A 23353-nucleotide genomic window follows, 5' to 3' on the forward strand; every position below is an offset into this window, starting at 1 on the left:
AAACTAAGGCGAGGTTGACTGTGCATGAATTAATATTAGTATTCCAAATCGAGGATTATTTATTTGTCGAAAACAAAATGAATTTATCGTATAATGTCGAAAAAAATTGACACCGAATATCGTAAAGGTTACAATTAACTCAAAATGTAATAATTACGAAATTTGGATGATAAGAATGCGATAATTATTGCATCACACTTGTTGAAGGGTGAGTTGTTAACATGTTGAAAGCAACCGGAATTGTCCGGAAAGTGGATGAGCTGGGACGAATTGTGCTGCCAATTGAATTGCGCCGTACGCTTGGGATCGAGGAAAAAGACGCGATGGAGATTTTTGTGGATGAAGGAAGAATCATTCTGAGAAAATATGAGCCAACCTGCATATTTACCGGAAATGGGGATAATTTGGTATTTTTTAGAGGCAAGATGGTCAGCAAGGATGTTTTGGGCGAGCTCATCGATGTCTTTAACAGGGCATAGCCATTATACAATAATAAGATAACTATCACGGCTCTGAAGAGGTCCTCTCCTCTTTGGAGTTTTTTTGTACCCGGATCAGATTTCGAGTTGACTTTGCGATGGAGGAAGAGTTATTCTGATTTTAAATAGTAATAATTACGATTTAAAAAAATTTGAAAGAGGTTGTGCCTGGTGAGTATTGAGCTTTTGGATAAAAAGATTCCGGTAACCGTATTAAGCGGTTATTTGGGTGCGGGGAAAACAACGATTTTGAATCATGTGCTGAATAATCGCGAAGGCATGAAGGTGGCTGTAATCGTCAACGATTTGAGCGAGGTTAATATTGACGCGGATTTGGTAAGGGATGGCGGAGGTCTTAGCCGTACGGATGAGAAGCTGATTGAAATGTCGAACGGCTGTATCTGCTGCACACTCCGCGATGATTTGCTCCTGGAGGTGGAGCGGCTGGCCCGGGAGAATCGGTATGATTATATTCTGATTGAGTCGACAGGGGTCGGGGAGCCTCTCCCGGTAGCCCAAACCTTCCCCTACATCGATGAGGATAATCATGTTGACCTGTCCAAGCTTACGCGGCTTGACTGCATGGTGACTGTGGTTGACGCCTGTCATTTCTGGAAGGATTACAATACGTCTGAGAGTTTGCTGGACCGCGGACAGGAAGCGGGAGAGGAGGACACGAGAGGCGTCGTGCACCTGCTTATTGATCAAGTTGAATTCTGTGATGTGCTGGTGTTGAATAAATGCGATATGGTCTCCGGGGAAGAGCTGCAAAAGCTGGAAACTGCCCTGCGTGGACTGCAGCCACGCGCCAAAATCATCCGCACCAGCCATGGCAAGGTGGATCCGAAGGAAATTTTAAACACCCATCTGTTTGACTTTGAGGAAGCGAGCCAATCGGCAGGGTGGATACGTGAGCTGCAGAAAGAAGCGCATACACCGGAAACGGAGGAGTATGGCATTGCTTCTTTCGTGTATACCCGCAAAAGACCTTTTCATCCCGAACGTCTGGCCCAGTGGCTAAGTGCATGGCCTGCTTCCGTGGTCCGCTCCAAAGGATTGATGTGGCTGGCCACCCGCAACAACATGGCAATTTCCTTCAGCCAGGCCGGTGTTTCCAGGCAGCTGTCACCTGCCGGACTGTGGGTATCGGCCTTATCCGAGGAGGAACGTATGGCCTACTTCGGCAGCGAATATCCCAAATCGCCCGATTGGGACGAGGAATGGGGAGACCGGGTGACCAAGCTTGTCTTTATCGGAATCGAAATGAACCGCGAGGAAATCGCCCGTTCACTGGACAAAGCTCTGCTTGACGATGAAGAAATGGCCGCGAATTGGCGTACGCTGAAGGATCCGCTGCCCCGCTTTCAATAGAATTCCCTGACATTCGAAAAAGCCCCGGAATCCACGTCAATAGTGGTTTCCGGGGCTGTTTTTGTCAAGCTGGGCTATTCCTAAACAATCCTTTATAAGGGATTGTTTGGGAGAACATTTTACAGACTGCCCTTGGAGTCGTTTATAGCGTTACTGTGCCGGAAGGATCGGACAGGGCGTTGGAAGACGTATTTCCGCTGGCCGCAACCGAGAGGACATAGACTTTATACGAGCTGCCTCTGGTCAGGGGCGCGCCTGTAATATCCTTGTCATTGTCATTGGTCGTTGTTCCGGTGCCTCCGTTAACCTGTATAAAATACGCGGCATTGTTTGCCGACTTCACATCAAACGGAACACCAGCGGGCACGATCATCACGGCATAATACGAAATCCCGGTTTGGTTATGCGGCTTGTCAAAATTGATGTCAATTCTGCCGCTGTCTGTTATCTTCGCCGATACATTGGTTGCGGCAGAGATGGAGTCTGTCAATACAACCTCTCCGGATGGAGCGGACAAGGCATTGTTTCCATTATAACTACCGCCGCCGACAGAGAGAATAAATACGCGGTAGCTGACGCCGTCTGAAATTTTTGTCCCATCCACGTCCCGGGAGCCTGCTGCGAGATTCAAGCTGAGATTGCCGCCGGTTTTGTTAATGGCGGTATAGTTGGAGCTTGCAACTTCATTCGCTTTGCCCAGTGTAAAGCTGCCTGCATTGGCTGCTTTGACGATCAGCACGCGGTAATGGGCGATGTTGGTTTCATCATAGGCTTTATTGAAAGTAACCAGCATGTCGCGTGCGTCATTATAATCGCTGCTGTCGCTTGCTTTAACATCGGTTGCTGCAAGCAAGCTTGAGTTGTTCGTTAAAACAACGTTAGGGGACGGAACCGATAAACGGTTGGCGCCCACCGAAAGAACGAATACGCGGTAGCTGACGCCGTTCTTGATTTTGTCCCCGCTGGTATCTTTGGCACTGGATGCCAGGGCTTGCGAAATATTATTGCCGGTTTTATTCGCAACGGTATAGAAAGAGCTTGGAAGAGCATTGGCTGTCGTAAGAGTAAAGCTGTCCGCATAAGCGGCTTTTACCACGAAAATACGGTATTGGCTGATCCTGCTTTCATCGCTTGCTTTATTAAAGTTAACCCTCAGGTCGCGTGCGTCATTATAATCGCTGACATCGAATGCGACTACATTGCTTGCTGCAGCATTGCCTGTATTAGTGGACAACACGATTGGAGCAGAGCCCTCTGATAACGTATTATTGCCGGAATTGTTGTTGCTTGCTGCCGACAGGACAAATACCTGATAGCTCATACCGCTTACTATGGCTGCTCCGTCCACATCGCGTGTACCGGAAGCAAGAGTCTGGGTAATGCTGCTGCCTGTCTTGTTGACCAACGTATAGTTGGAGCTTGCTGTGGCATTGGCTTTCGCCAGATTGAAAGTGCCGGCATTTGCCGTTTTGACAACAAACACGCGATAGGCGCTGATCTTCGATTCGTCGGATGCTTTTGTAAAGCTGAATTGCAGATCGCGTCCGTCACCATAATCATTAATGTCACTTGTTTTTACATTCGTTACTGCCGGCGCAACCGCGTTTACAGTTATCGTAACCTTCGAGGAAGGCTGCGACAGCGCGTTTTGGCCATTTGCTTTGCCTACCGCCAATACAAAGGCTGCATAGGATTGATCAGCCCGGATCATTTCTCCATTTACATCCCGGGCTTGCGCAGACAACGAGATGGTTTGATCTCCGCTTTGGGTCAATGCGGTTGTATAATTTTTGGACGTTACGGCTTGTGCCGCCGCCAGGTGAAAGCTTGGCACGTTAGCTGCCTTTACGATCAGAATGCGATAATGATCGATCGTCGATTCATTTGGCGATTTGATAAAGCTGACGACCAGATCACTGCCGTTTCCTTTATGTCCGACAACCTGTGCATACACATTCGGAACCGGATTTACTTCACCTGAAGTTTTGATGAATACGCTCTTGGACCCGGCGTTCCAATCCACTTCCGCGCCCATGGCCTCACTGACAAACCGGACCGGAATCATGGTTCTGCCATTAATCGATTGAGCGGCAACATCCAGCGTCACGGCTTCATTATTAATGGTCGCCGTTTTGGAGCCCAGTTTCAGAACGATGGTCGTGTCATCCTTGGTTGCGGTGACTGTCTTTGCTCTCGCATTCCAGTCCACCGTTGAATCCAATACTTCGAAAATAGCCCTTAAAGGCAGAAGAATGCGGCTTCCGACTGTTATCGGCGCCTGATCCGTAACCAGCTTCACACCATTAATATAAATGGTTGTTGTTGGAGCCGCGGCCTGTACTTGCGTCTGCAGTACCAATGAGAACAACAGCAAGCTTGCTGCCAATGTAACCAATAATTTTTTCAACTATACTCACCCTCCAGATTTATTTGTCTTTATCTCTTCGAGTCTCAGACGTACAGGGGCCGATTAATGTTTCCGGGTTTCAAACTTTTTTTCGTACCGCGGCTTTTTTTTGGAAAAATCCGCATAGGCATAGGATGGACTTGTCAGGTTTTTGGCGGTTTATGAGGGAAAATGGAGGCGATATTTTACAATTCGCAATCGTTGCCTTCGCTAATCTAAAATTAATATTTTAAGCTTATTTTAATGGCTTAATCCATCATTTAAGCTTTATAATAGTAATGAGCTAATTAAAAAGAAGACTGGAGAATCCCAAGGATGTACAGAATTGTAATCTTCTGTTTATTAACCTTATGCCTCCTTCTCATGTCAGCCTGCGACGACGGGAAGACCGGTGCCGGTTCTGTGAATGTCGATAGCGGGGGGCCGGGAAAGCCTGCGGGCTATTATGCGCATGAAGTGATGATTGCCTACGAGCAATCTATTATAGAAGCGATAAACAAGAATAAATTTTCTCTTGTAGAAGGTCTGCTTGATGAGGAAGGGCCGCTGTATCAGGACCAGAAGAAGCTTGTTGCGCACCTGAACGACAAGCAGGTCAAAGAAAAGCTGATCCGCTATGAAATTCGAAGCATTCAGGGAACGAATGGAGTATACAAGTTTTATGTGGTTGAGAATACGGAGCTGTATCATCCTGACAGGGCTCCGGAAGTGTTCGAATACGAATGGGTATATACAGTGAAGGAAAATGCCGCCAAGGGCGAAGCCAAGGTTTACAGCATTGAAAGATGGACGCGCTGAACATGGGAATATTCATACCCCCGCTTCGACTGCGGAAGCCAGGTCTCAGCCTGTACATGAACTGCGAAGAAGCCCCCTGCTGCTGGAAAAGGAGCTTAACCTTATGCCGGACTGGTCCTATCAATCCCTCTTTCGTCCCCTCTTGTTCAAGCTTCCGGCACGCGTCGCGCGTGCCGTCACGCTTCGTGCAATGGGAGGGCTGAGCGCAATACCCGGCGGATCCCTTGTTATCCGGACGCTGGGACATATGGAAGTTTCACCGCTTCTCAGGCGGCGGCTGAATGCTATTGATTTTACATATCCCGTTGGGCTCAGCGGGGGAACTGACCCCCATGGAAACGCCCATGGCGCTTTGGCCCAGTTTGGACTGGGCTTCCTTGAGATTGGACCTGTTACTGTACAGCCAATTCTGCATAAGGAAGCCATCAGCAGAGATTCCGCACGTGAAGCATTGGTCTATCCCGATAGGCTGGAGAATGACGGACTGGAGGCAATAGCCGCCAGAATGAAGCGAAAACAGGGTCATAAGCTGCCTGTTTTTTTTCGCATCTGTGCGATGCCTGGCTCCTCAAGAGACCAAGTGCTGACGGAATTCGGGCAGCTCCTGGACAGACTGGGACCTTATGCTGCGGGGTTTTACCTTGATTTCCTTGATGAGAGCCGGCTGCAGCAGGAGATTGGGGAAGCCGGGAGCTGCACGCTTGAGATCATGCGTTCCGCCCGGTCACTTGTGCCGGGCAAGCCTCTATTTATATATATTCCGCTCGCGCTTCCGGATGGGAAGCTGACCGCGCTGGTTCGTCTGCTCGGTGAGCATGGACTGTTGAGCGAGGGTATCGTCCTTGGTGACGGGCTGCGTACAGCCCAAGGCTATGAAATTGGAGCAAGCGCCAAGGCGCCCACCATAGACAAGCTGAATCTGTTGAAGCGTGAGCTCCCAGACAGTTTTACGCTTATAGCTGCCGGCGGCATTCACGAGCCGCAGGATGCGCTTGATTGTGTAGATGCCGGAGCGGATTTGGTGCAGCTTCACAGCGGTCTTGTCTATTCCGGGCCGGGCCTGCCCAAACGTATTAATGAAGCGCTGCTTCACCGCATTGTCACAACGGAAGAAGCAGAGGCAGCTCCTTCCTTCTGGTCCGGCTGGGGCTGGATGTGTCTGCTCGGTCTGGGAATGATCATCAGCGGAATCATCGCCTGGATCATCGCGGCGACTACCGTTGTTCTTCCTTATGATACGGCTTTTCTATGCATCACTCCGGCGACAATGGAGTCGATAAACAACCGGCTGCTGCCGTTTATGTCGCATGACCGCGTGACCTTGGCCGGAACGATGATATCGATCGGCATCCTTTATGGCCAGCTGGGCTGGCATGGTCTCCGTAGCAGGCTTCACTGGGCGCGGACAGCGCTCTTGACCTCCGGAATTGTCGGCTTCAGCAGTTTCCTGCTGTTCCTGGGCTACGGTTTCTTCGATCCGCTTCACGCGGCTGCGGCTGTAATTCTCCTGCCCATGTTCCTGTTCTCCATGCGCGACCGGATCGAGTGGCCTTCACGCAAACCAACGAATGTCCGCAATGACTGGGTCTGGCGTATGGCCCAGCGGGGACAGCTGATGATGGTAGCGCTCGGGTTTGCACTGGCAATCGGCGGCATTACGATATCGGTAATCGGTGTAACCCATGTATTCGTTCCCGAAGATCTGGAGTTCCTGATGACAAACTCCGCTTCGCTTAGCAGCGCGAACGGCAACCTGCTTCCCTTGATCGCTCATGACCGCGCCGGATTCGGAGGGGCGCTGCTGTCCGATGCCATCGCGCTGCTGGCTGCGTCATTGTGGGGGATCGGCCAAGGGCAGCGATGGCTGTGGTGGACCTTTCTTGCAGCGGGTCTGCCCGCCTTTATTGCCGGCTTCAGCGTGCATTTGCAAATTGGCTATACGGATCTGCTGCATCTCTCGCCGGCTATTGTGGCGCTGCTGCTTTATGTCCTGGGCCTGATCTGGCTTTATCCCTATATGGTGAAATCTGCGACACCTTATGCAGGAAGCCGCCGCATTGCAATTGAAGGAGCCGATTGATACTGGAGATTATCTCGTTTCAATAGCTTATCTATTGAATAAAATTGCATGTGATTGTATATTTATTCGAAACACACCTGAATGGGAGGTTCGAATATATGTACAGAAAAATAGAAGAGCTGACCCTTAATGGCTGGCCGGCGCTGCAAACCTTGGTGATGGACGGTTGGCTCCTGCGCACAGCGGATGGATATACAAAACGCTCCAACTCCGTCAGTCCGATCTATTCCTGTGACGGTGATTCGCTTGCGGCAGCCTGGAAGCGAATCCGGGATGTGGAGCATTTCTATACATCAGCCGGACTGGATGTGATCTTCAAAATCACGCCTTTTGCGCAGCCGGACATTCTTGATTCGCTGTTGGAGCAGGATGGCTATGAGAAGGTGGAACCCTCCAGTGTCATGCTGCTTGATTTGGAAAAGCTCCCCAAGCCCGGCTCATTACCGGCACTGGCTGATATCCGGATTGAGGAAACAGTGACGGATCGCTGGCTGCAAACGCTGGCGCACGTAAGTTCGCTATCCGCAGCTGCTCTGCAGACCGCCCGTAGTCTGATTGAAGGCAGCAAGCTCCGGCAGGGCTTTCTCGCCTTGTCCGTTCAAGGCCGGCCTGCCGCTTGCGGATTTACCGTTGTAGAGCGGGGATATATGGGGCTGTATGATATCGCGGTGCATCCGGATTACAGAAACCGGGGCATAGGGAAGGAGCTTGTTGCCCGGCTGCTTCAATGGGGCGGAGCACAGGGCGCCGCCGCCTGTTATTTGCAGGTTGTCCAGAGCAATGCGCCGGCGAACCGGTTATATGATAAATTTGGCTTTGAGGACATTTATACGTACTGGTACAGAGTCAAACGAAGAGCACCGGCAGACTCCGGCGGGGATTGATCTAAATACTGCCGCAGCTGCTAACCGCAGGAATTAATCGTGATAATTACGAGCCAGAACATGACATTAAGCGACTTTATTGATAGTTAATTACATATATCTTTCATATTTTACAACTGCAGGCTATGCTGGTTTGTCCGATAGGAGTCGATTCATACATGATGAAACCGCTTGTTGCATTAATCACGCTGCTTTATACGATTCTGCTGATTTACTGGATGTTTATCGGTTTTGGCCGTTCCCAGCATCTGTCGGGCGGTTATCATTATAATCTTGTTCCGTTGAAAACGATCAAAATGTATATGGAATACGCTGACAAGTTCAATGTCCGGAACTGGCTTGTCAACGTGGTTGGCAATGTGGCGGTTTTTGTACCGTTTGGCATAACTCTGCCCTATATCTTCCGATGCCGGCTGCTCTCAATGTTAATGATCACTGTAATGGGACTTGTAATCCTGGAATCTTTGCAGCTGACCCTGCGTCGCGGAACCTTCGATGTTGACGACGTCCTGCTTAATACGCTGGGTGTCATGGTTGGTTTTTTTATTTACAGATTTGGCGGCTTGAATGGACAGAGGAGGCGCAAAAGAAATGTACAAAGCGATTCTTTTTGATCTGGACAATACATTGCTGGACTATGATTTCAGCGAACGGGATGCGATGCAAAGAGCGGTAGAGCATCATCGTCTGCCGGAGATTGCGAATTTTGAATGGGACAGCTTCCGGAGCGTATTTGCACCCATTAACTGGACCTACTGGATCGAACGGGTGCAGCGCAATTTGACTATTGGGGATGTCCTGTATCATTCGTTCCGCGACACATTGGAGCAATTGGGACATGACTATCGCATATCCTCAACTCTTGCCAAGACGTATTGGGAGTTGTTCTGCGCCTCTTGCCATCCTATGGAGGGTGCGAATGAGCTGCTGGGCAAGCTTCACGGCCGCTACCGGATGGGGATTATCTCCAATGGAATCGGTGAAGCACAGCGGGGACGCTTGAAGACAGGCGCGCTGGATCACTATTTTGACCATCTGTTCATTTCCGATGAAGTCGGCTATTACAAGCCGCAGAGGGAAATTTTTGATACGGCGGTACGGACGCTTGGCGTGGATCACACAGAGGTGCTGTTCGTCGGCGATTCCCTGCAGGATGATTACCACGGCGCTGCCGGAGCGGGGATTGACTTCTGCTATTACAATCCACTGGCGAAGCGGCTTGATGAATCATTCATGCCGGCTTATATGATTCACAGCTTGTCCGAGCTCATTCAGATGGATGTCCAGAATCAATGGATAAAGCGGGTGCCGCTGACATGAGCGCTACCTTGTACGTGTCGGATCTCGACGGAACGCTGCTGAACGAACACCAGCAAATAAGCGATGAGACCAGAGATATTCTCAATCAGCTGATCAGTCAAGGGATGTGGATCACCTTTGCCACCGCCAGGTCGCAGGATTCGGCCGCCAGGCTGCTGCAGGGCATTCATTTCCATTTACCGATGATATTCTTCAATGGCGTATTCATTTACGATCCGGCAGGCGGCAGGCTGATACAATCCAATCTGCTTGGAGCGGAGACTGCTGCGCAGATCATCGCCTCTTGCGAGTCCGACGGGCTTCATCCGCTGGTTTATACAATGGACAGCGCGGGCAGCTCGCATGTTTATTACAAGGGTATATTTAATCCGAGCGAGGACCGGTATATTTCCGACCGTTTGAGCGCGGGAGATTCCAGATTCAGGCTTGTGGATCATTACCGGGACGCGCTGAAGGAGTCGATTGTCAATGTCATTACAGTTGGCGCGCAGGAGCAGTTGGACCCGGCCTATATGGCTTTTCATCAACATCCCGAATTAATATGCCATTATGGGCCGGATATCTACGCGCCAGGCTATCATTGGCTGGAAATCGCCAACAGCCGCGCGAATAAGCGTGAAGCCGTAGAATTCGTAAAACGCCGCTTGAAGGCGGAGCGCCTTGTGTGCTTTGGCGATAATTTGAATGATCTTCCCATGTTCGAAGCGGCGGATGAGAAATATGCAGTCGCCAACGCCCATGAGCTGGTTAAAGCGGCCGCAACGGGCATGATTTTATCCAATATGGAGCATGGAGTGGCGGTCTATTTGAATTCCCTCCAGCATATGATCCGCCCATAGCTTCGATCAGCGTACCGATATCTGCTACAATGGTAGGATAGAATGCCAGAAGGAAGAGGGATTTTTCATGAAATTCAGGCCTTGCATTGATTTGCACAGCGGTAAAGTAAAGCAGATTGTGGGCGAAACTCTGGGAACAGACCAGCAGCAGGTCGTTGAAAATTTCGTCTCGGATCATGACTCGGCTTATTATGCCCAGATGTTCAGACGTGACGGACTTACGGGCGGTCATGTCATTATGCTGGGCGGCGGGAATGAACAAGCCGCGCTTGAAGCGCTTCGTGCTTACCCCGGCGGACTGCAGATCGGCGGCGGCATTACAACGGATAATGCGCTGCGGTATCTGGAAGCCGGAGCCTCGCAGGTTATCGTCACCTCCTACATATTTCCAGAGGGCAAGCTGGACAAGAACCGTCTGGACAGTCTTGTCGCTGAGGTCGGCAAGGACAGGCTGGTTATCGATCTTAGCTGCAAGCAGCAGGGAGATAGGTGGTTCGTCGTTACCAACCAATGGAGAACGTTCAGTGATTTTGAAGTCAATGAGACCAATCTTAACGAGCTTGCCGGCTGCTGCAGTGAATTTCTCGTTCATGCCGTCGATGTGGAAGGCAAACGAACAGGGATCCTGGAGAGTCTGGTGGAACAGCTGGCGAAATGGGTAACCCTGCCCACAACCTATGCCGGCGGGGCGAGATCGTTCGAGGATCTGGCGCTCTTTCACCGCCTGACGGCGGGGCGTCTGGATATCACCATCGGCAGCGCGCTCGACATTTTTGGCGGCAATCTTCCGTATTCCGAAGTAATCGCCTACTGCGAGCGGCTGGATAATGGTTCGATCTAATACCAATTAACAGGGGGAAGTCATGACTTATCATATTCGCGTTCGTCCAACTGCCCTTATTATTGAAAATGATGCCGTCCTGCTGGTGGAATATGAAGATGAGGACGGCATTCATTATAATTTGCCCGGAGGCGGCGCGGAGCCGGGAGAGACGGTTATCGACGGGGTGCTCCGCGAGCTGATGGAAGAGACGAAGGCGGAAGCGGACGTAGGTCCGCTTGCATTTGTTTATGAGTGCGCGCCTCACAAGCAATCCGGCGAATACCCGGCTGATACGCCGCATGCGCTGAATTTAATTTTTGAATGCAAGCTGAAGCCGGGCTCCGTTCCGGGTCTGCCGGAGATTCCGGACCCCGATCAATCCGCTGTGCGCTGGGTTCCGCTCTCGGAGCTGGCTTCCATTATACTTTTTCCGAATATTAAAGAGCAAATCATTCATTATGCGGCTCAACGGCGATCCATCGAATTGATCGAAGATCATCAGCTTGACTGTTATGTGCATAATAGCCAGAAGCGTAGTGATTAATAGGCGGAGCCCGTCTTTTTCACCCTATATTCCAGACCTCCAAAGGAGGATACTAATTTGTCGATCTTGACAAGAGAGCTTGCAGATCAAATCGAAGGCTCTGAAATCCGCTATATGATCGACCGGATGACCGCGATCCGGCAGCGTGATGGCAACCCGGAGGGGATCCGGATCCGCCGGTTTGGCCGGGCAGCTGCTTTCTGCAGCCGGACGATGCCATGGCCGGCATTCAACTGCGTCAAAGGATTGGGCGAGGAAGAAATTCCACTGCTCCCTGGAATCCTGGATTTCTATGAAGAGCAGGGCCGCACGCCGCAAATCGAGATTGTTCCAGCCAAGACCACGACTGCGCTGATGCGACGGCTTGGCGAGCTCGGCTTTGCCGCGAGCGGATTTCATGCTTCCTTTTATATGAAGCCGCAGCTCCCGGATTTCACAGCGGAACCAAATATCAGGATAAGAGCCCTCACGAGCGATGAATTTGACATATATGCCCGCATTCATTGTCTGGGGTTTGGTCTCGGAGAGAACGGCATTCCGGCCATCGCGGCAAACAATCTAGTGCTGGATCAGCGGCCAGGCTGGCGTTTCTTTCTTGGATTTGTGGACGAGCAGCCTGCTGCCGCCGGTGTTATGCATATGGAGGATGACGTTGCCTCGTTCACCTTCGCGGCTACTTTGCCTGAATACCGGTCCCGCGGGCTGCAGCTGGCCTTGTTGAAGCAGCGCCTCAGGGAAGCTGCGCGCAGCAGCTGCCGTTTGGCGGTTGGTCAGGCGGCGTATCTTTCTCCCAGCCACCGGAACATGGAGCGCCTGGGCATGAAGCTTGCTTATACAAGGGTCGCTATGACCCGGTTGTAGACGAATGGATGTGGAATAACAGGCAGGTAACAGCTGCAAGAAAGGAGATCGGGATGATGATTCCAATTAAGCTGCCGCGCGAAGAGAAAGAGCAGATCATCGAGCAACTGGTGAATTTCTATGCGGAAGAGAGGTCAGAAGAGCTGGGAAGCATCGGAGCGGAGCAGATTATCGATTTTATGCTGCGCGAGATTGCTCCCTATGTGTATAATCGAGCTATAGAGGATGCACTAAAAGTCGTTATGGAGAAAAGCTCTTCCATTGAAGAGGAATTGTATGCCCTGGAGCGAAGAACCAGGTAAATGAGTGAGAGAGGGTTGATGAGGAATGGACAGTAAAACACGTTTTTCCAATCGGGTGGATGCTTATGTGAAATATCGGCCCAGTTACCCAAGCGAGGCGCTGGACTTTCTGTATACGAAAGCAGGCTTCCCGCAGGATGGGAAAATAGCGGATATTGGTTCAGGAACCGGGATTTTCTCGCGTCTTCTGCTGGAGAGAGGCAGCACTGTTTATGGAATAGAACCAAATGACGAGATGAGACAAGCATCCCTGGAGCTTTTGGCGGACAGTCCGCTTGGTGAACGATTTATTGCAGTCGAAGGCTCGGCGGAGCACACCACCCTGCCGGATCAATCCGTCGATTCCGCCGTGTCCGCCCAAGCCTTCCATTGGTTCGATATCGGTCAGGCAAAGTTGGAATTTGCGCGGATTATGAAGCCCGGCGGGATCGCGGCGCTGATCTGGAACAGGCGCCGGACGGACAGCGATGACTTTGCCGCCGCTTACGATGAGCTGCTGATGCGTTATGCCAGCGATTATGACAAAGTCAAGCATACCCGGTTGGGACCTGAGCAATATGCCTCCTTTTTCCGGGACGGCCAATATAATCTTGAGCTTTTTGCGTATCAACAGCTTTTCAATATGGAAGAACTGGAGGGGCGGACGGCTTCTTCATCCTATACGCCTTTGCCGGGTCATCCCGATCATGCTTCCTTCAAAGCGCAGCTTCAGCAGTTATTTAATGATTATCAGAAGGATGGCAAGGTTGCTTTTAAATACAAGACAGAGGTTTTTTACGGAGCCGTTTAACACGAAGAGCGATCCGCGCCACAGAAAGAGAGGGATGCCGGCATGATATTGGAAACAGCCGTTTTGCATGTGAAACCAGAACTGAATCATACTTTCCTCTCAAGCTTCAAGCAGGCTTCGGCGATAATTGCCTCCATGTCCGGCTATATCAACCATGAGCTGCAGCGGTGTGTTGACGGGAACCGGGAGAATCAATATCTGCTGCTGGTTTGGTGGGAAACGCTGGAGGATCATGTGACAGGCTTTCGCACTTCTCCCCAATATCTGGAATGGAAGCAGCTGCTGCATCATTATTATGAGCCGTTTCCAGTGGTCGAGCATTACGAGAAACTTGATCTTCTATAGAGGGGCTGCGGCTTGCTGTGAAATTCCGGACCTGCGAAAACTGGCTGTTTGATCTCGACGGCACCCTAACGGATCCCAAGGAAGGGATTACCAAGTCCGTCCAATATGCATTATCCAGATTCGGTATTCCCGCTGATGATCTGGATGTGCTGATTCCCTTCATCGGTCCGCCGCTTGCGGTCACGTTTCGGGAGGAATACGGGTTTTCCGCGGATGATACGAACCGGGCTATTGCCTATTACCGGGAATATTTTACCCGCCAGGGCATGTTTGAGAATAAGCTGTTGCCCGGCATCCCCGAGCTTTTGTCAACTTTATCCAATCAGGGGAAGAGACTGTTTGTCGCTACCTCGAAACCAATTGTTTTCGCCCGGCAGATTCTGGAGCACTTTGGTCTGGACCGATACTTCGAACAAATCTGCGGCAGTGAGCTGGATGGAACACGCTCTGACAAAACCGAGCTGATCGCTTCTATCATCCAGCAGTATGGCATTGATCCGTCCCGGACGATCATGGTCGGAGACCGCGAGCATGATATAATCGGCGCCGTTAATAACGGCATTGCCGGAATCGGAGTCGGTTACGGGTATGGCACTGAGACGGAACTGATGAATGCAGGCGCTTCGTATTTTGCGCCCACAGTAATGTGGTAACAGCCTTATGCGAGCCGATAGCTATTCTGATTCTCCAGCCCGATGAAATTAAGTTGATTCATCAGGTTGACCGTTCTGAATGGATTGAGCGGATTTACAGGATGGAACAAGGCGTCTTGATTCATCAGCCAGCCGCTCATGAATGTCCCGGGTGGGATGAGGAGCAGCTGAAGGACTTGCAGAACAGGATGCTGAGCGAAATGCGGCATGGTGGAACGGCATGGGGTGCCTTTGACGGAGAGCCGCTTGTCGGCTTCGCCGTACTTGGGCATAAACGAAGGGGCGAGCGGCGGGATCAACTGCAAGTGGATCTGATGTATGTCAGCCGCAGCCACCGACGGAGGGGAATCGCCTCACGATTCATGCGGCTGATGGAAGAGCAGGCGCGAGCGCAGGGTGCCCGCTATCTGTATATCTCCGCTACCGAGACGGAATCCGCCGTGTCCTTCTACCAAAGTCTCGGAAGCGCGCCAACAGAACATATCGATGACGAATTGTTCATGCTGGAGCCTGAAGATATTCATCTGTTGAAAAGTTTGTACAGCGAATAGACAAACTAAACCTCCGATCCGACAGGGATCAGGAGGTTTTTCTTTCCATAAGTATGGTGGTAAAATAATATATATCCCATTGGAGCATGAACATGTTACACTGAAAAAGATATATTTTCATTGAAGGCGCCTGTCAGCGAGCGTAGTCTCTTCACCAATTTATGCGGGAGGTTATTCGCGATGGATAATTGTACAGTGGTTACAAAACCAGCGTTAAATCTGGTTGGAATCAGTTACTGCGGACCGTATTCGACATTTCCGGATGAAGCCATTCTTTTGCAGAGCGAGTTTCTCTCGAGAAAGCACGAATTAAACGGAGAGGTTAGATCCACCGCGCTGTACAGTCCTTATTTCGGCAACGAAGTGTTCGCCACTTATTGGGCGAGTTTCGAAACCGCGCATATGGAAACGGTCCCGGATGGAATGGTGCAGTTTATTATTCCGGAGCATACGTACGCCATGGTGACATGCACGAACAAGCGCATTGGCGAAGGCTACGAACAGTTATCCGCCTGGATGAATGAGCAGCAGCTGAAGAAGCGGGATAATGCCGTATCCATCGAAATATTTTATATTGATGAGCATCTGGAAGAAGAAGCGGTCGACCTGCTCGTTCCTATAGAAGATCAGGGTGGACTGGGAGTTTTTGAATAAACGTGAGAGGTTTCGTATAGATCAAACTTAAGTGGGTGCTGTGATTTTAGGGAATGAATATGTTCCCGGATCGCACTGGCCCATTTTTATTTAGGAGGTACCCATGTCCATTCCCATTCATATTATTGATGCCTTCACCAATATAATGTTTAAAGGCAATCCGGCTGCGGTATGTTTGGTGGAAGCGGAGCTGGAAGAGGTGCTGATGCAGCAAATCGCGGCAGAAATGAATCTTGCGGAGACCGCCTTTTTGCATCCTCTAGCAGACGGTAGCTATTCCCTCAGATGGTTTACCCCTCAGGCAGAGGTGGATCTATGCGGTCATGCAACACTGGCAAGCGCCCACCATCTGTGGGAAATCGGTCATTTGGGCGAGGCTGAGCAAGCACGCTTTCATACCCGCAGCGGACTGCTGACTGCAGAGCGCTCCGGGCAAGGGATTATGATGAATTTCCCTGCGGAGCCCGCTGTTCAAGCGGCAGCACCCGACGAGCTTATACAGGCTTTGGGCCTGATTCCCCGTTATGTGGGCCGCAACCGGATGGATTATTTGGTTGAAGTGGACAGCGAGGAGACCGTCAGGACGCTTCGTCCTGATTTTGCCCTGATCGCCAGAGTGGACGCGCGCGGAGTCATCGTAACAAGCCGCTCATCAAAGGATACGCGTGAGGAATATGATTTTGTATCCCGTGCCTTTTATCCGGCGCAGGGTGTGAATGAGGATCCCGTTACAGGCTCCGCCCACTGTGCGCTTGCTCCTTACTGGCAGCAAAGGCTACGCAAAACGGAGCTTCGCGGTTATCAGGCTTCGGATCGTGGCGGATATCTGCATCTTCGGAATGCGGAAGACCGCGTGTTTATAACAGGTCAGGCCGTCACTGTGCTGAGAGGAAGCTTGTCTTAGGTAATGAGTGATTATCTTTAAGAGTTGATCCATTTTCCTGAAAGGCGGCAATCCCATCATGAAGCGAAAACTGGTTATTAGCGATATCCACGGCTGCTATGAAGCATGGTTAAGCTTGTTGGAGAAGGTGGATTACGATAAAGAAAGGGATCAATTATTAATTCTCGGCGATTATGTGGATCGTGGACCTAACAGCAGGGAAGTGGTCGAGCATCTCATTTATTTGCACGATGTGCACGGAGCGGTTGTGCTCAAAGGCAATCATGATCAGAGGCTTGTCGATCTGATGAGATTCAAGGATGAGGCTGTGATCAGGAAATTTCTGTCCCATGGGGGCAGGGCGACTGTGAAAAGCTATCTTCAAACGGATCTGAGTGACCAGGAAGTGACGACTCAGACCGTGCACGAAATGATTGCTGCAATAAGCAAGCATTATGAGTATCATATCGCTTTTCTGAACAGTCTCCCCTACTATGCGGAGGACCGCCATCATATTTATGTTCATGCAGGGCTGAACCCGGAGTACCCGGATTGGAAGAAGCAGCCGCAGCGTGAATTTATGTACATCAAGGAACCCTTTCTGAGCAAGCCGACCGTTGTCGGCAAGACGGTTATTTTCGGTCATACCCAAGCGGAAGATATTCATGGAAGCCCGGACGTATGGTTTGGCGAAGGAAAGATCGGCATTGACGGCGGATGTGCTTTTGGGCAGCAGCTTAACGCCCTGGAAATAGACGCAAGTGGACATTACCGGACGTACAAAGTGGGCTTTCACTCTTAGGTGAAGGCTCTCTTTTTGTTAAATAGAGAAATTATGCGCCGGGGATCAGTTGTTTCTTCCTGTATATTTCTGTATAATACCTAGTAAATCTATACATAGATTTACTAGGTATGGAAGGAGATAAAATCCATGAAGATCAACAAGGAATTATTAAAGGGTAGCACGGTCATCATGATACTGACGATGCTGAATCGCAGAGCCATGTATGGCTATGAAATGATTAAGGAAATGGAGCAGCAGTCGGGGGGCATCTTCAGTCTGAAGGAGGGTACGCTTTATCCCATTCTGCATTCACTCGAAGCGGAGAGCTGGGTAGAGGCTTATTGGAGCGAGCATGATGGCCGCAAGAGGAAATATTATCGTATAACCGATAAGGGCGGCAGGCAGCTGCAGAACAAGAAACAGGAATGGGTCGTATTTCGAACCGCTCTGGACCGCATGATTGGGGAGGGGGGAGCATGAGGTCTATTGAATCCTATCCACAGGTGCAGAAATTTCTGCAAGCGGTTTGTCAGCAGGTGAAGGCGGTTGAGCTGCATGAGGAGATTAAAGAAGAATTAATCGTACATATCGCTGATCGGGCAGAGGAATTGTTTCTTCAAGGACAAGAGGAAGGACAGGCAGTTGAGCAGGCTATTCAGGCAATGGGTTCTGCGGCGTCAATTGGGGACAAGCTGCACCATATTCACAGGCCAAAGCTGGATTGGGGATTGATTTGCCTTCTGGCTCTTATAGCAGGAATGGGCATAATTGCGATCTGTGCGGTTCAAGCTGTAGATAATTCTTATATGAACGATGGCCGTTATGTTGAGAAAAAGCTGGTATTTACAGGGCTTGGCTCAATTGGACTCGCCGCGTTATGGTTTTTCGATTACCGTAGGCTGAACCGGTTTTCGCTCGTTTTATTTCCGGTGACGCTGACGGTGTTGGCGGCAGGCATTGCTGCAGGCCGACCGATTAACGGTATGCCCTATTTAAACTTTTATGGAAAAAGCATTGATGTGGTGACCATCTGCACCTTTATGCTGGTCATCTCGCTTGCGGGAATGAAACTGCCAAAGTATTGGACCGTACGGGAGACCTTCCTGCGAAGCATCTACCTGCTCGGCATTCCTACAGTGATGTATATGAAAGGAAACAGCTTATCCGCAGGAATCTTGTATCTGGGCGCAGCCTTCGGATTTTTCTGGTTGTATCGCCGTTCAGTATACCAATTTTTGATTATTATTGGAGCTTATGTTATTGCTGCTGTATCTATTGGTATGCTGAATCAGATGTATTCCCGTTATTTTCTCGCCAGGTTGACGTCATTCCTGTCCGATGACAAATTTGGGGCGGGATATATGACCTATCAGTCCCTGCAGGCTATTCACGCCGCTGGCTGGTGGGGGCACGGCTTTGCAGCCTCCAACACGCATCTGCCTTATCAACACAGCAATATGGTGTTCTCGTATTTGATATACAGCTTCGGCTGGGCAGGAGGTCTCATCATTGCAGCGGTTGCCGTGTTATTTATTGTGAAGATAGCGGAGCTTGCCATTTCCATTCGGGATGAATATGGCCGGCGTTTAGTGGGGCTGCTGCTGATCGTCATAGGAATTGAATTTGTGCTGCCCATGCTGATGGCAATGGGACTAGCTCCGAATGTCGAGGTTCTGCTGCCGTTTCTGAGTTACGGCAATACGCTGCTGCTGCTTCATTTTGGCGCTGTCGGTTTGATTCTCACGGTATACAAGCGAAAGAACATGATAAGCAGCCGACAAGTCTGGTACAGGCAGTAGGCAGAAACCAAAAAATGAGACTGCTTGCGGGCGCTTCCGCCGCATGCAGTCTCATTTCCTTGTTCAAGCCCAAATAGACGGCTTGAGATTTATTCACTTTAAAGCGATTGTTTGCTCCACCTTCTGAATGACGGCATCACCTATGATCCCGATCCGCCAGAGGGCAACCCCCTTCAGATCGTAACGTTTGGCCAAACCGATTTTGCCGTTAATGGTGCCGGCATTCTCACTGCCCATGGAGATGCCCAGGAGGATCTTGTCTTTGGGCACCTGATTCAGTGCCAGATGAATTGCTTCATCCACACGCTTCAGCGGCTCAGGTCCTTTCTCATAGGAATAATCGTAAGCCATTATGACGAATTGATCGGCATATGCGGCCAATTTCTTGTAATCATAGCCTTTGTAAGAGCCATTAAGCGGATGCAGGGCAAGGGTGAGCTTCAGATCCCGATTTTGGGCTTGTTCATCCAGGAGACGGACAAATTCGGTGAATGATTGCTGGACCGTACTGGCCTCCCCTGTCAATCCAAGACCTTCAAAGTCCAATGTAATGCCATCGAACTGCTTGTCCGCAGCCAGCGCAACGATATTATCGATTGCCTTGCTGCGCAGCTGAGGATCTCCAAGAAGTCTGGTCAGCTCTCCCTTGACATCGGTTGCCACCACCATGAGTTCAGGGGAGGTTCCTGCCTGGGATGCTCCTGTAATAATGGATTCCGGCGTTGTGTCGCCTGCAGCCTGGGGCCAGTAATAATCTTTTCCCTGCAGCGTTAATTGGCCTTGTTCATCAATTCGTGCCCAGCCAAACGAGACGGAATCGAATTTACTGATAAATCTCCGCTCATCGAACGAGGAAATAGCATAAAAGCCCATGGTGTACAGGTCTTCCTTGGGGGAAGCAATCGATACGGTCCTGCTCTTGGCATCCCAGCCTACGGAAGCGCCGAACTGGCTGCTGAAGAAGCTGAGCGGAACAAGCACCGATCCATTGCGGACAAGCGGAGCAACCGCCAGAGGAAGCGAGTTCCCATTAACTGTCGCGTTCTTGCTGCTTACGCGGAGAATCACGGTTTTGCTTGCTCCCGCAATGGACTTGGTTGCCTCTATCTGTTGGGTTTTCGCCGTCCATTGAACCGAGATCTGCATGGCCTCGGCAATTGCCCGGAAAGGAACCATCGTTGTGCCTTGGATGACGACAGGATCAGCAGGGAACGGCAGCGGATAGCTGTCCAGCATTATGGAAAGAGGTGCGGGCGCGGCTGAAGCGGCCTGTGCCTTTGGAGCCAATCCGTAGCCGGAGATAAGCATGAAGGAAGAGCAGAATATAAGGGCTATCTTTTTGGATTTTCTCATCTTGATAATTCGTCTCCTGTCCAAATCTATTAATCTATTAAGTATAGCAGGTCGTTTTCACAGAACAAAGAAGATGGCCCAAAACAGCACCTAAAGAATTGTTAAATCCGATCGATCGCGGTACAAGCGCTTCCACAGCAGCATATGCAGACCGTTGATTACCGGATCGACGAAACAAACCGAAGCAGAGGCTTCTGTTTGTTCGAGAGAGTTGGATTGCTGAAGCAGAGATAATTCAAGCGTGGATGTTTTGCTGGGAATCTTCTCCGGCAGAGCGGCTCCGCGAGCGTTTCATCGAGGCATGGAGAGTCACTTTATTCTTGCCGGACGTCTTCGACACGTACATGGCTTCATCCGCCTGCTTCACGACTTCCTCGGCAGAAACGCCGTCGCGGGAGCAGCTCACGCCTATGCTGATCGTCACGATGCTTTCTTTCTCAACGCGGCTTCGAATGGTTTCCGCCACTTTCTCAGGCTTGACGCCAGCAGCGGCTACCAGTCCCAGCAGCTCCTCGCCTCCGTATCGCCCGGCCGCTCCGATACCGGCGGTTTCTTCTTTTATAATATCAGCAACTTGTTTGAGTACGCCGTCGGCACGATGATGGCCTTCCGTGTCATTCAGCTTCTTGAAGTTGTCTATGTCACAGAAAATAATGGCGATCCGTCTTGCCTCGCGCAGCATCTGCTCTGCTTTCTTATTGAAATGCCTGCGATTATACAAGCTGGTCAGGCCGTCTGTAATGGAGGATTGAAAGGTCATCAGCAGCCTCTCCAGCACCCAGTCAAACAAAAGCAGAAACAACAGGGCATAATAGACAATAGGAAGCAGGTGGGAAAGAATCACAAGCATCGGCTCGCTTCCGTGAAAAACATAGCTGTCTGCGAGATCCGAGAGCTGATAAATGAAATAAACAATCAGACTGGCAGAGTAGCTGAAGCGTTGATCGATGCCGCGCAAATTCAGCAGTATGATAAAGTTGATGACGAGGCCATAGAAATCCATAGCGAGTGCGGACAAGCCTTCAGCGCCTACCGGATGAGTGAGAATATCCGGGTCCAATGCGATCTGAAGCGCCGTAATCCCGACCAGGCCGATAACCATAAGAAGAAACGGCATTCCTTTCAGACGTGTTGAGGGCTGTGTATACAATTTCATGAAAACAAAGTTTATAATAATAAAGGAGAGCAGACTTGTAACGGAATAGGACAAGTTCAAATAAGGCGACTGGGATAACCCGGGAAAAGCGAGACTGACAAGCGCTGCTTGCTGTAGAATAACAATAGAAAGAACAACAATCAGCAACCGGTGGGTTTTGTTCCGGCGGTAGCTTTTGTACAGGCGAATCGACATAAAGAGCGTCAGGACCAGTATGGTCAAAACACAAGCGGAAGCGAAGGTTTGACCGGTCGGACCGGCAATCCACTGCAAAATCGTCATATGATACCCACCTAGCGAGGTTGAAGTTATACCCGATTAAACTTCTTATGTATGGTTGAAACTTGCCGGGGGAATAAACTTTACAGAAACATATGTTCTAGTATATCATGATTTTGTTCAGTCGAAAAGTGTCGAGGACGACCGTATGAAGAAATGTTTTCTTGACGGAAACCATCATTTTTATGCTTGCGATGATATGTTTTCTTAACAGAATACATTTGAGGAGGACAAGAATGAACATATTACAAGCTTTGTTTTTTCCGCCGGATCAGCCCGGTGGTGTGTCCTCAATGGTTCCGTATATCCAAGAGCGGTTCAATAAGATGGGTTGGCAGATGGAGCTGTTCTCTATTCCCAAGAGGGTCAGAAGCAAGGGGCAGGACGCTGTCAGCTTCGATACGTTCGATATACGACAGTACGAAGGCAACCCGATTGTTGATAAATATATTCAGACCTATCGCGACTACTTGTGGTGGACGCGAATGCGGATTAATAAATCATACGACCTGATTCACGCGCATCACCCCATAGCGGCGCTTGCGATGAAGAAGCTGTATCCGGAAATGCCGCTTATGATGACGATTCATTCCAGCTATGAGCGGGAGCTCATATTGAACGGCAGGATCCGGGAGGGCGGACAGGAGCATCAATTCCTGACATCCATCTACGGTGAGCTGGAAGCCAAGGTTGACCGGATTCTGACAGTCTCCGAATCCTTCAGAAGCTATATAAGCCCCTATATCAAAAATCCCGATGCGATCAAGGTCATACCGAATGGCTTCGATGAGAAGCGCTTCCGGCCGATCTCCCATGAGAACGAGGTTGTACAGCTGATTACTGTCTGCCGGCTTGTGCCTGCCAAAGGTCTGGATATTCTGCTTCATGCCTGTGCAGGACTAAAGGCAAAGGGGCATGCGTTTGTCCTGCATATCATTGGCGATGGCCCTATACGGACGGAGCTGGAGCAGCTTGCCCTGCAGCTGGATTTGTATGACGATATTATTTTTTATGGCTACATGCTTCATCCGGAGGAATTCATGCCGTTCTTCGACGTGTTCGTGCTTCCGTCGCGCGCCGAGGCGTTCGGATCGGTGTTCGCGGAAGCCGCGCTCTGCTGGCTGGCTTTGATCGGCACGAATGTAGGCGGCATCGCAGAGCAAATCGATGATGGCGTCAATGGCCTGCTCGTTCCTTCGGAGGACCCGGAGGCCCTCTGCGAGGCGCTTGAGAAAGTCATCAGTGATCCCAGCTTCCGCTACAACCTGGCCCGGGCAGCCTGGAATAAAGCGAAGAAGGTATATTCGCTGCAGCGCGTCATCGCGCAATTGAAGGAAGTTTACCTGGAGATTAATCCGGAACCGGAAGTGAAATCTTAATACCGGCAGGAGGAGTTTG

At 50.3% G+C, this 23353-nt stretch carries 25 protein-coding genes; 22 read left to right on the forward strand and 3 right to left on the reverse strand.

What is annotated here, in order from left to right:
- Positions 1 to 221: 221 nt before the first annotated feature.
- Both ACFOLF_RS30905 and ACFOLF_RS30910 read left to right on the forward strand, forming a co-directional pair.
- Entirely contained in the window at positions 222 to 479 is a 258-nt protein-coding gene (locus tag ACFOLF_RS30905) for an AbrB/MazE/SpoVT family DNA-binding domain-containing protein (RefSeq protein WP_210039594.1), read from the forward strand.
- A 171-nt stretch (positions 480 to 650) separates the two neighbouring features.
- A complete protein-coding gene (locus tag ACFOLF_RS30910) occupies positions 651 to 1850 on the forward strand; it encodes a GTP-binding protein (protein WP_210039593.1) in 1200 nt (399 codons plus the stop codon).
- 142 nt (positions 1851 to 1992) lie between these two features.
- Here the strand turns inward: ACFOLF_RS30910 and ACFOLF_RS30915 are convergent, their stop codons facing one another.
- Positions 1993 to 4257 carry a stalk domain-containing protein gene (locus ACFOLF_RS30915; RefSeq protein WP_210039592.1) on the reverse strand — a complete coding sequence of 755 codons (2265 nt, stop codon included), beginning with the start codon at positions 4255 to 4257 and terminating at the stop codon, positions 1993 to 1995.
- A gap of 315 nt (positions 4258 to 4572) precedes the next feature.
- Between ACFOLF_RS30915 and ACFOLF_RS30920 the strand changes: the two genes are divergently transcribed.
- From ACFOLF_RS30920 to ACFOLF_RS31010, 19 genes are all read left to right on the forward strand, one after another.
- Positions 4573 to 5055, forward strand: a complete 483-nt coding sequence (locus ACFOLF_RS30920) for a TcaA NTF2-like domain-containing protein (protein WP_210039591.1) — start codon at positions 4573 to 4575, stop codon at positions 5053 to 5055.
- A 103-nt stretch (positions 5056 to 5158) separates the two neighbouring features.
- A complete protein-coding gene (locus ACFOLF_RS30925) occupies positions 5159 to 7135 on the forward strand; it encodes a hypothetical protein (RefSeq protein WP_210039590.1) in 1977 nt (658 codons plus the stop codon).
- A 98-nt stretch (positions 7136 to 7233) separates the two neighbouring features.
- A complete protein-coding gene (locus ACFOLF_RS30930) occupies positions 7234 to 8019 on the forward strand; it encodes a GNAT family N-acetyltransferase (RefSeq protein WP_210039589.1) in 786 nt (261 codons plus the stop codon).
- A gap of 158 nt (positions 8020 to 8177) precedes the next feature.
- Entirely contained in the window at positions 8178 to 8633 is a 456-nt protein-coding gene (locus ACFOLF_RS30935) for a VanZ family protein (RefSeq protein WP_210039588.1), read from the forward strand.
- Positions 8611 to 9339 (forward strand): YjjG family noncanonical pyrimidine nucleotidase, encoded by a 729-nt coding sequence (locus tag ACFOLF_RS30940; RefSeq protein WP_210039587.1) that lies wholly within the window; start codon positions 8611 to 8613, stop codon positions 9337 to 9339. Before ACFOLF_RS30935 ends, ACFOLF_RS30940 begins: the two co-directional genes overlap by 23 nt.
- On the forward strand, positions 9312 to 10178 hold the full coding sequence (locus tag ACFOLF_RS30945) for an HAD family hydrolase (protein ID WP_379113048.1): 867 nt from the start codon (positions 9312 to 9314) through the stop codon (positions 10176 to 10178). Before ACFOLF_RS30940 ends, ACFOLF_RS30945 begins: the two co-directional genes overlap by 28 nt.
- A 67-nt stretch (positions 10179 to 10245) precedes the next feature.
- On the forward strand, positions 10246 to 11019 hold the full coding sequence (hisA, locus tag ACFOLF_RS30950; RefSeq protein WP_210039586.1) for a phosphoribosylformimino-5-aminoimidazole carboxamide ribotide isomerase: 774 nt from the start codon (positions 10246 to 10248) through the stop codon (positions 11017 to 11019).
- A gap of 22 nt (positions 11020 to 11041) precedes the next feature.
- Complete coding sequence (locus tag ACFOLF_RS30955) at positions 11042 to 11545, forward strand: NUDIX domain-containing protein (RefSeq protein ID WP_210039585.1); 504 nt, start codon at positions 11042 to 11044, stop codon at positions 11543 to 11545.
- Between the two features lie 57 nt (positions 11546 to 11602).
- On the forward strand, positions 11603 to 12406 hold the full coding sequence (locus ACFOLF_RS30960) for a GNAT family N-acetyltransferase (protein ID WP_379113050.1): 804 nt from the start codon (positions 11603 to 11605) through the stop codon (positions 12404 to 12406).
- 53 nt (positions 12407 to 12459) lie between these two features.
- Entirely contained in the window at positions 12460 to 12708 is a 249-nt protein-coding gene (locus ACFOLF_RS30965) for a DUF2164 domain-containing protein (protein ID WP_379113053.1), read from the forward strand.
- 25 nt (positions 12709 to 12733) lie between these two features.
- The gene (locus ACFOLF_RS30970; protein ID WP_210039584.1) at positions 12734 to 13498 is read left to right on the forward strand and encodes a class I SAM-dependent methyltransferase; all 765 of its coding nucleotides are present in this window, start codon (positions 12734 to 12736) and stop codon (positions 13496 to 13498) included.
- A gap of 42 nt (positions 13499 to 13540) precedes the next feature.
- Entirely contained in the window at positions 13541 to 13843 is a 303-nt protein-coding gene (locus tag ACFOLF_RS30975) for an antibiotic biosynthesis monooxygenase family protein (protein ID WP_210039583.1), read from the forward strand.
- A gap of 17 nt (positions 13844 to 13860) precedes the next feature.
- The gene (locus ACFOLF_RS30980; protein WP_210039582.1) at positions 13861 to 14496 is read left to right on the forward strand and encodes an HAD family hydrolase; all 636 of its coding nucleotides are present in this window, start codon (positions 13861 to 13863) and stop codon (positions 14494 to 14496) included.
- A gap of 101 nt (positions 14497 to 14597) precedes the next feature.
- On the forward strand, positions 14598 to 15047 hold the full coding sequence (locus ACFOLF_RS30985) for a GNAT family N-acetyltransferase (protein ID WP_210039581.1): 450 nt from the start codon (positions 14598 to 14600) through the stop codon (positions 15045 to 15047).
- A gap of 180 nt (positions 15048 to 15227) precedes the next feature.
- Entirely contained in the window at positions 15228 to 15701 is a 474-nt protein-coding gene (locus ACFOLF_RS30990) for a GyrI-like domain-containing protein (RefSeq protein WP_210039580.1), read from the forward strand.
- A gap of 103 nt (positions 15702 to 15804) precedes the next feature.
- Entirely contained in the window at positions 15805 to 16605 is an 801-nt protein-coding gene (locus ACFOLF_RS30995) for a PhzF family phenazine biosynthesis protein (RefSeq protein ID WP_210039579.1), read from the forward strand.
- Between the two features lie 58 nt (positions 16606 to 16663).
- A complete protein-coding gene (locus tag ACFOLF_RS31000) occupies positions 16664 to 17386 on the forward strand; it encodes a metallophosphoesterase family protein (RefSeq protein ID WP_210039578.1) in 723 nt (240 codons plus the stop codon).
- A 129-nt stretch (positions 17387 to 17515) separates the two neighbouring features.
- On the forward strand, positions 17516 to 17848 hold the full coding sequence (locus tag ACFOLF_RS31005; RefSeq protein ID WP_210039577.1) for a PadR family transcriptional regulator: 333 nt from the start codon (positions 17516 to 17518) through the stop codon (positions 17846 to 17848).
- Entirely contained in the window at positions 17845 to 19167 is a 1323-nt protein-coding gene (locus ACFOLF_RS31010; protein ID WP_210039576.1) for an FtsW/RodA/SpoVE family cell cycle protein, read from the forward strand. The genes ACFOLF_RS31005 and ACFOLF_RS31010 overlap by 4 nt, the downstream gene beginning before the upstream one ends.
- A gap of 93 nt (positions 19168 to 19260) precedes the next feature.
- On the opposite strand, the gene ACFOLF_RS31015 is transcribed toward ACFOLF_RS31010, so the two are convergent.
- Positions 19261 to 20520, reverse strand: a complete 1260-nt coding sequence (locus ACFOLF_RS31015) for a stalk domain-containing protein (protein ID WP_210039575.1) — start codon at positions 20518 to 20520, stop codon at positions 19261 to 19263.
- Between the two features lie 235 nt (positions 20521 to 20755).
- On the reverse strand, positions 20756 to 21958 hold the full coding sequence (locus ACFOLF_RS31020) for a GGDEF domain-containing protein (RefSeq protein ID WP_210039574.1): 1203 nt from the start codon (positions 21956 to 21958) through the stop codon (positions 20756 to 20758).
- 233 nt (positions 21959 to 22191) lie between these two features.
- Between ACFOLF_RS31020 and ACFOLF_RS31025 the strand changes: the two genes are divergently transcribed.
- Complete coding sequence (locus ACFOLF_RS31025) at positions 22192 to 23334, forward strand: glycosyltransferase family 4 protein (RefSeq protein ID WP_210039573.1); 1143 nt, start codon at positions 22192 to 22194, stop codon at positions 23332 to 23334.
- The last annotated feature ends 19 nt before the right edge of the window (positions 23335 to 23353 follow it).

The organism is Paenibacillus sepulcri (assembly GCF_042647105.1).
Lineage (GTDB): Bacteria > Bacillota > Bacilli > Paenibacillales > Paenibacillaceae > Paenibacillus_Z > Paenibacillus_Z sepulcri.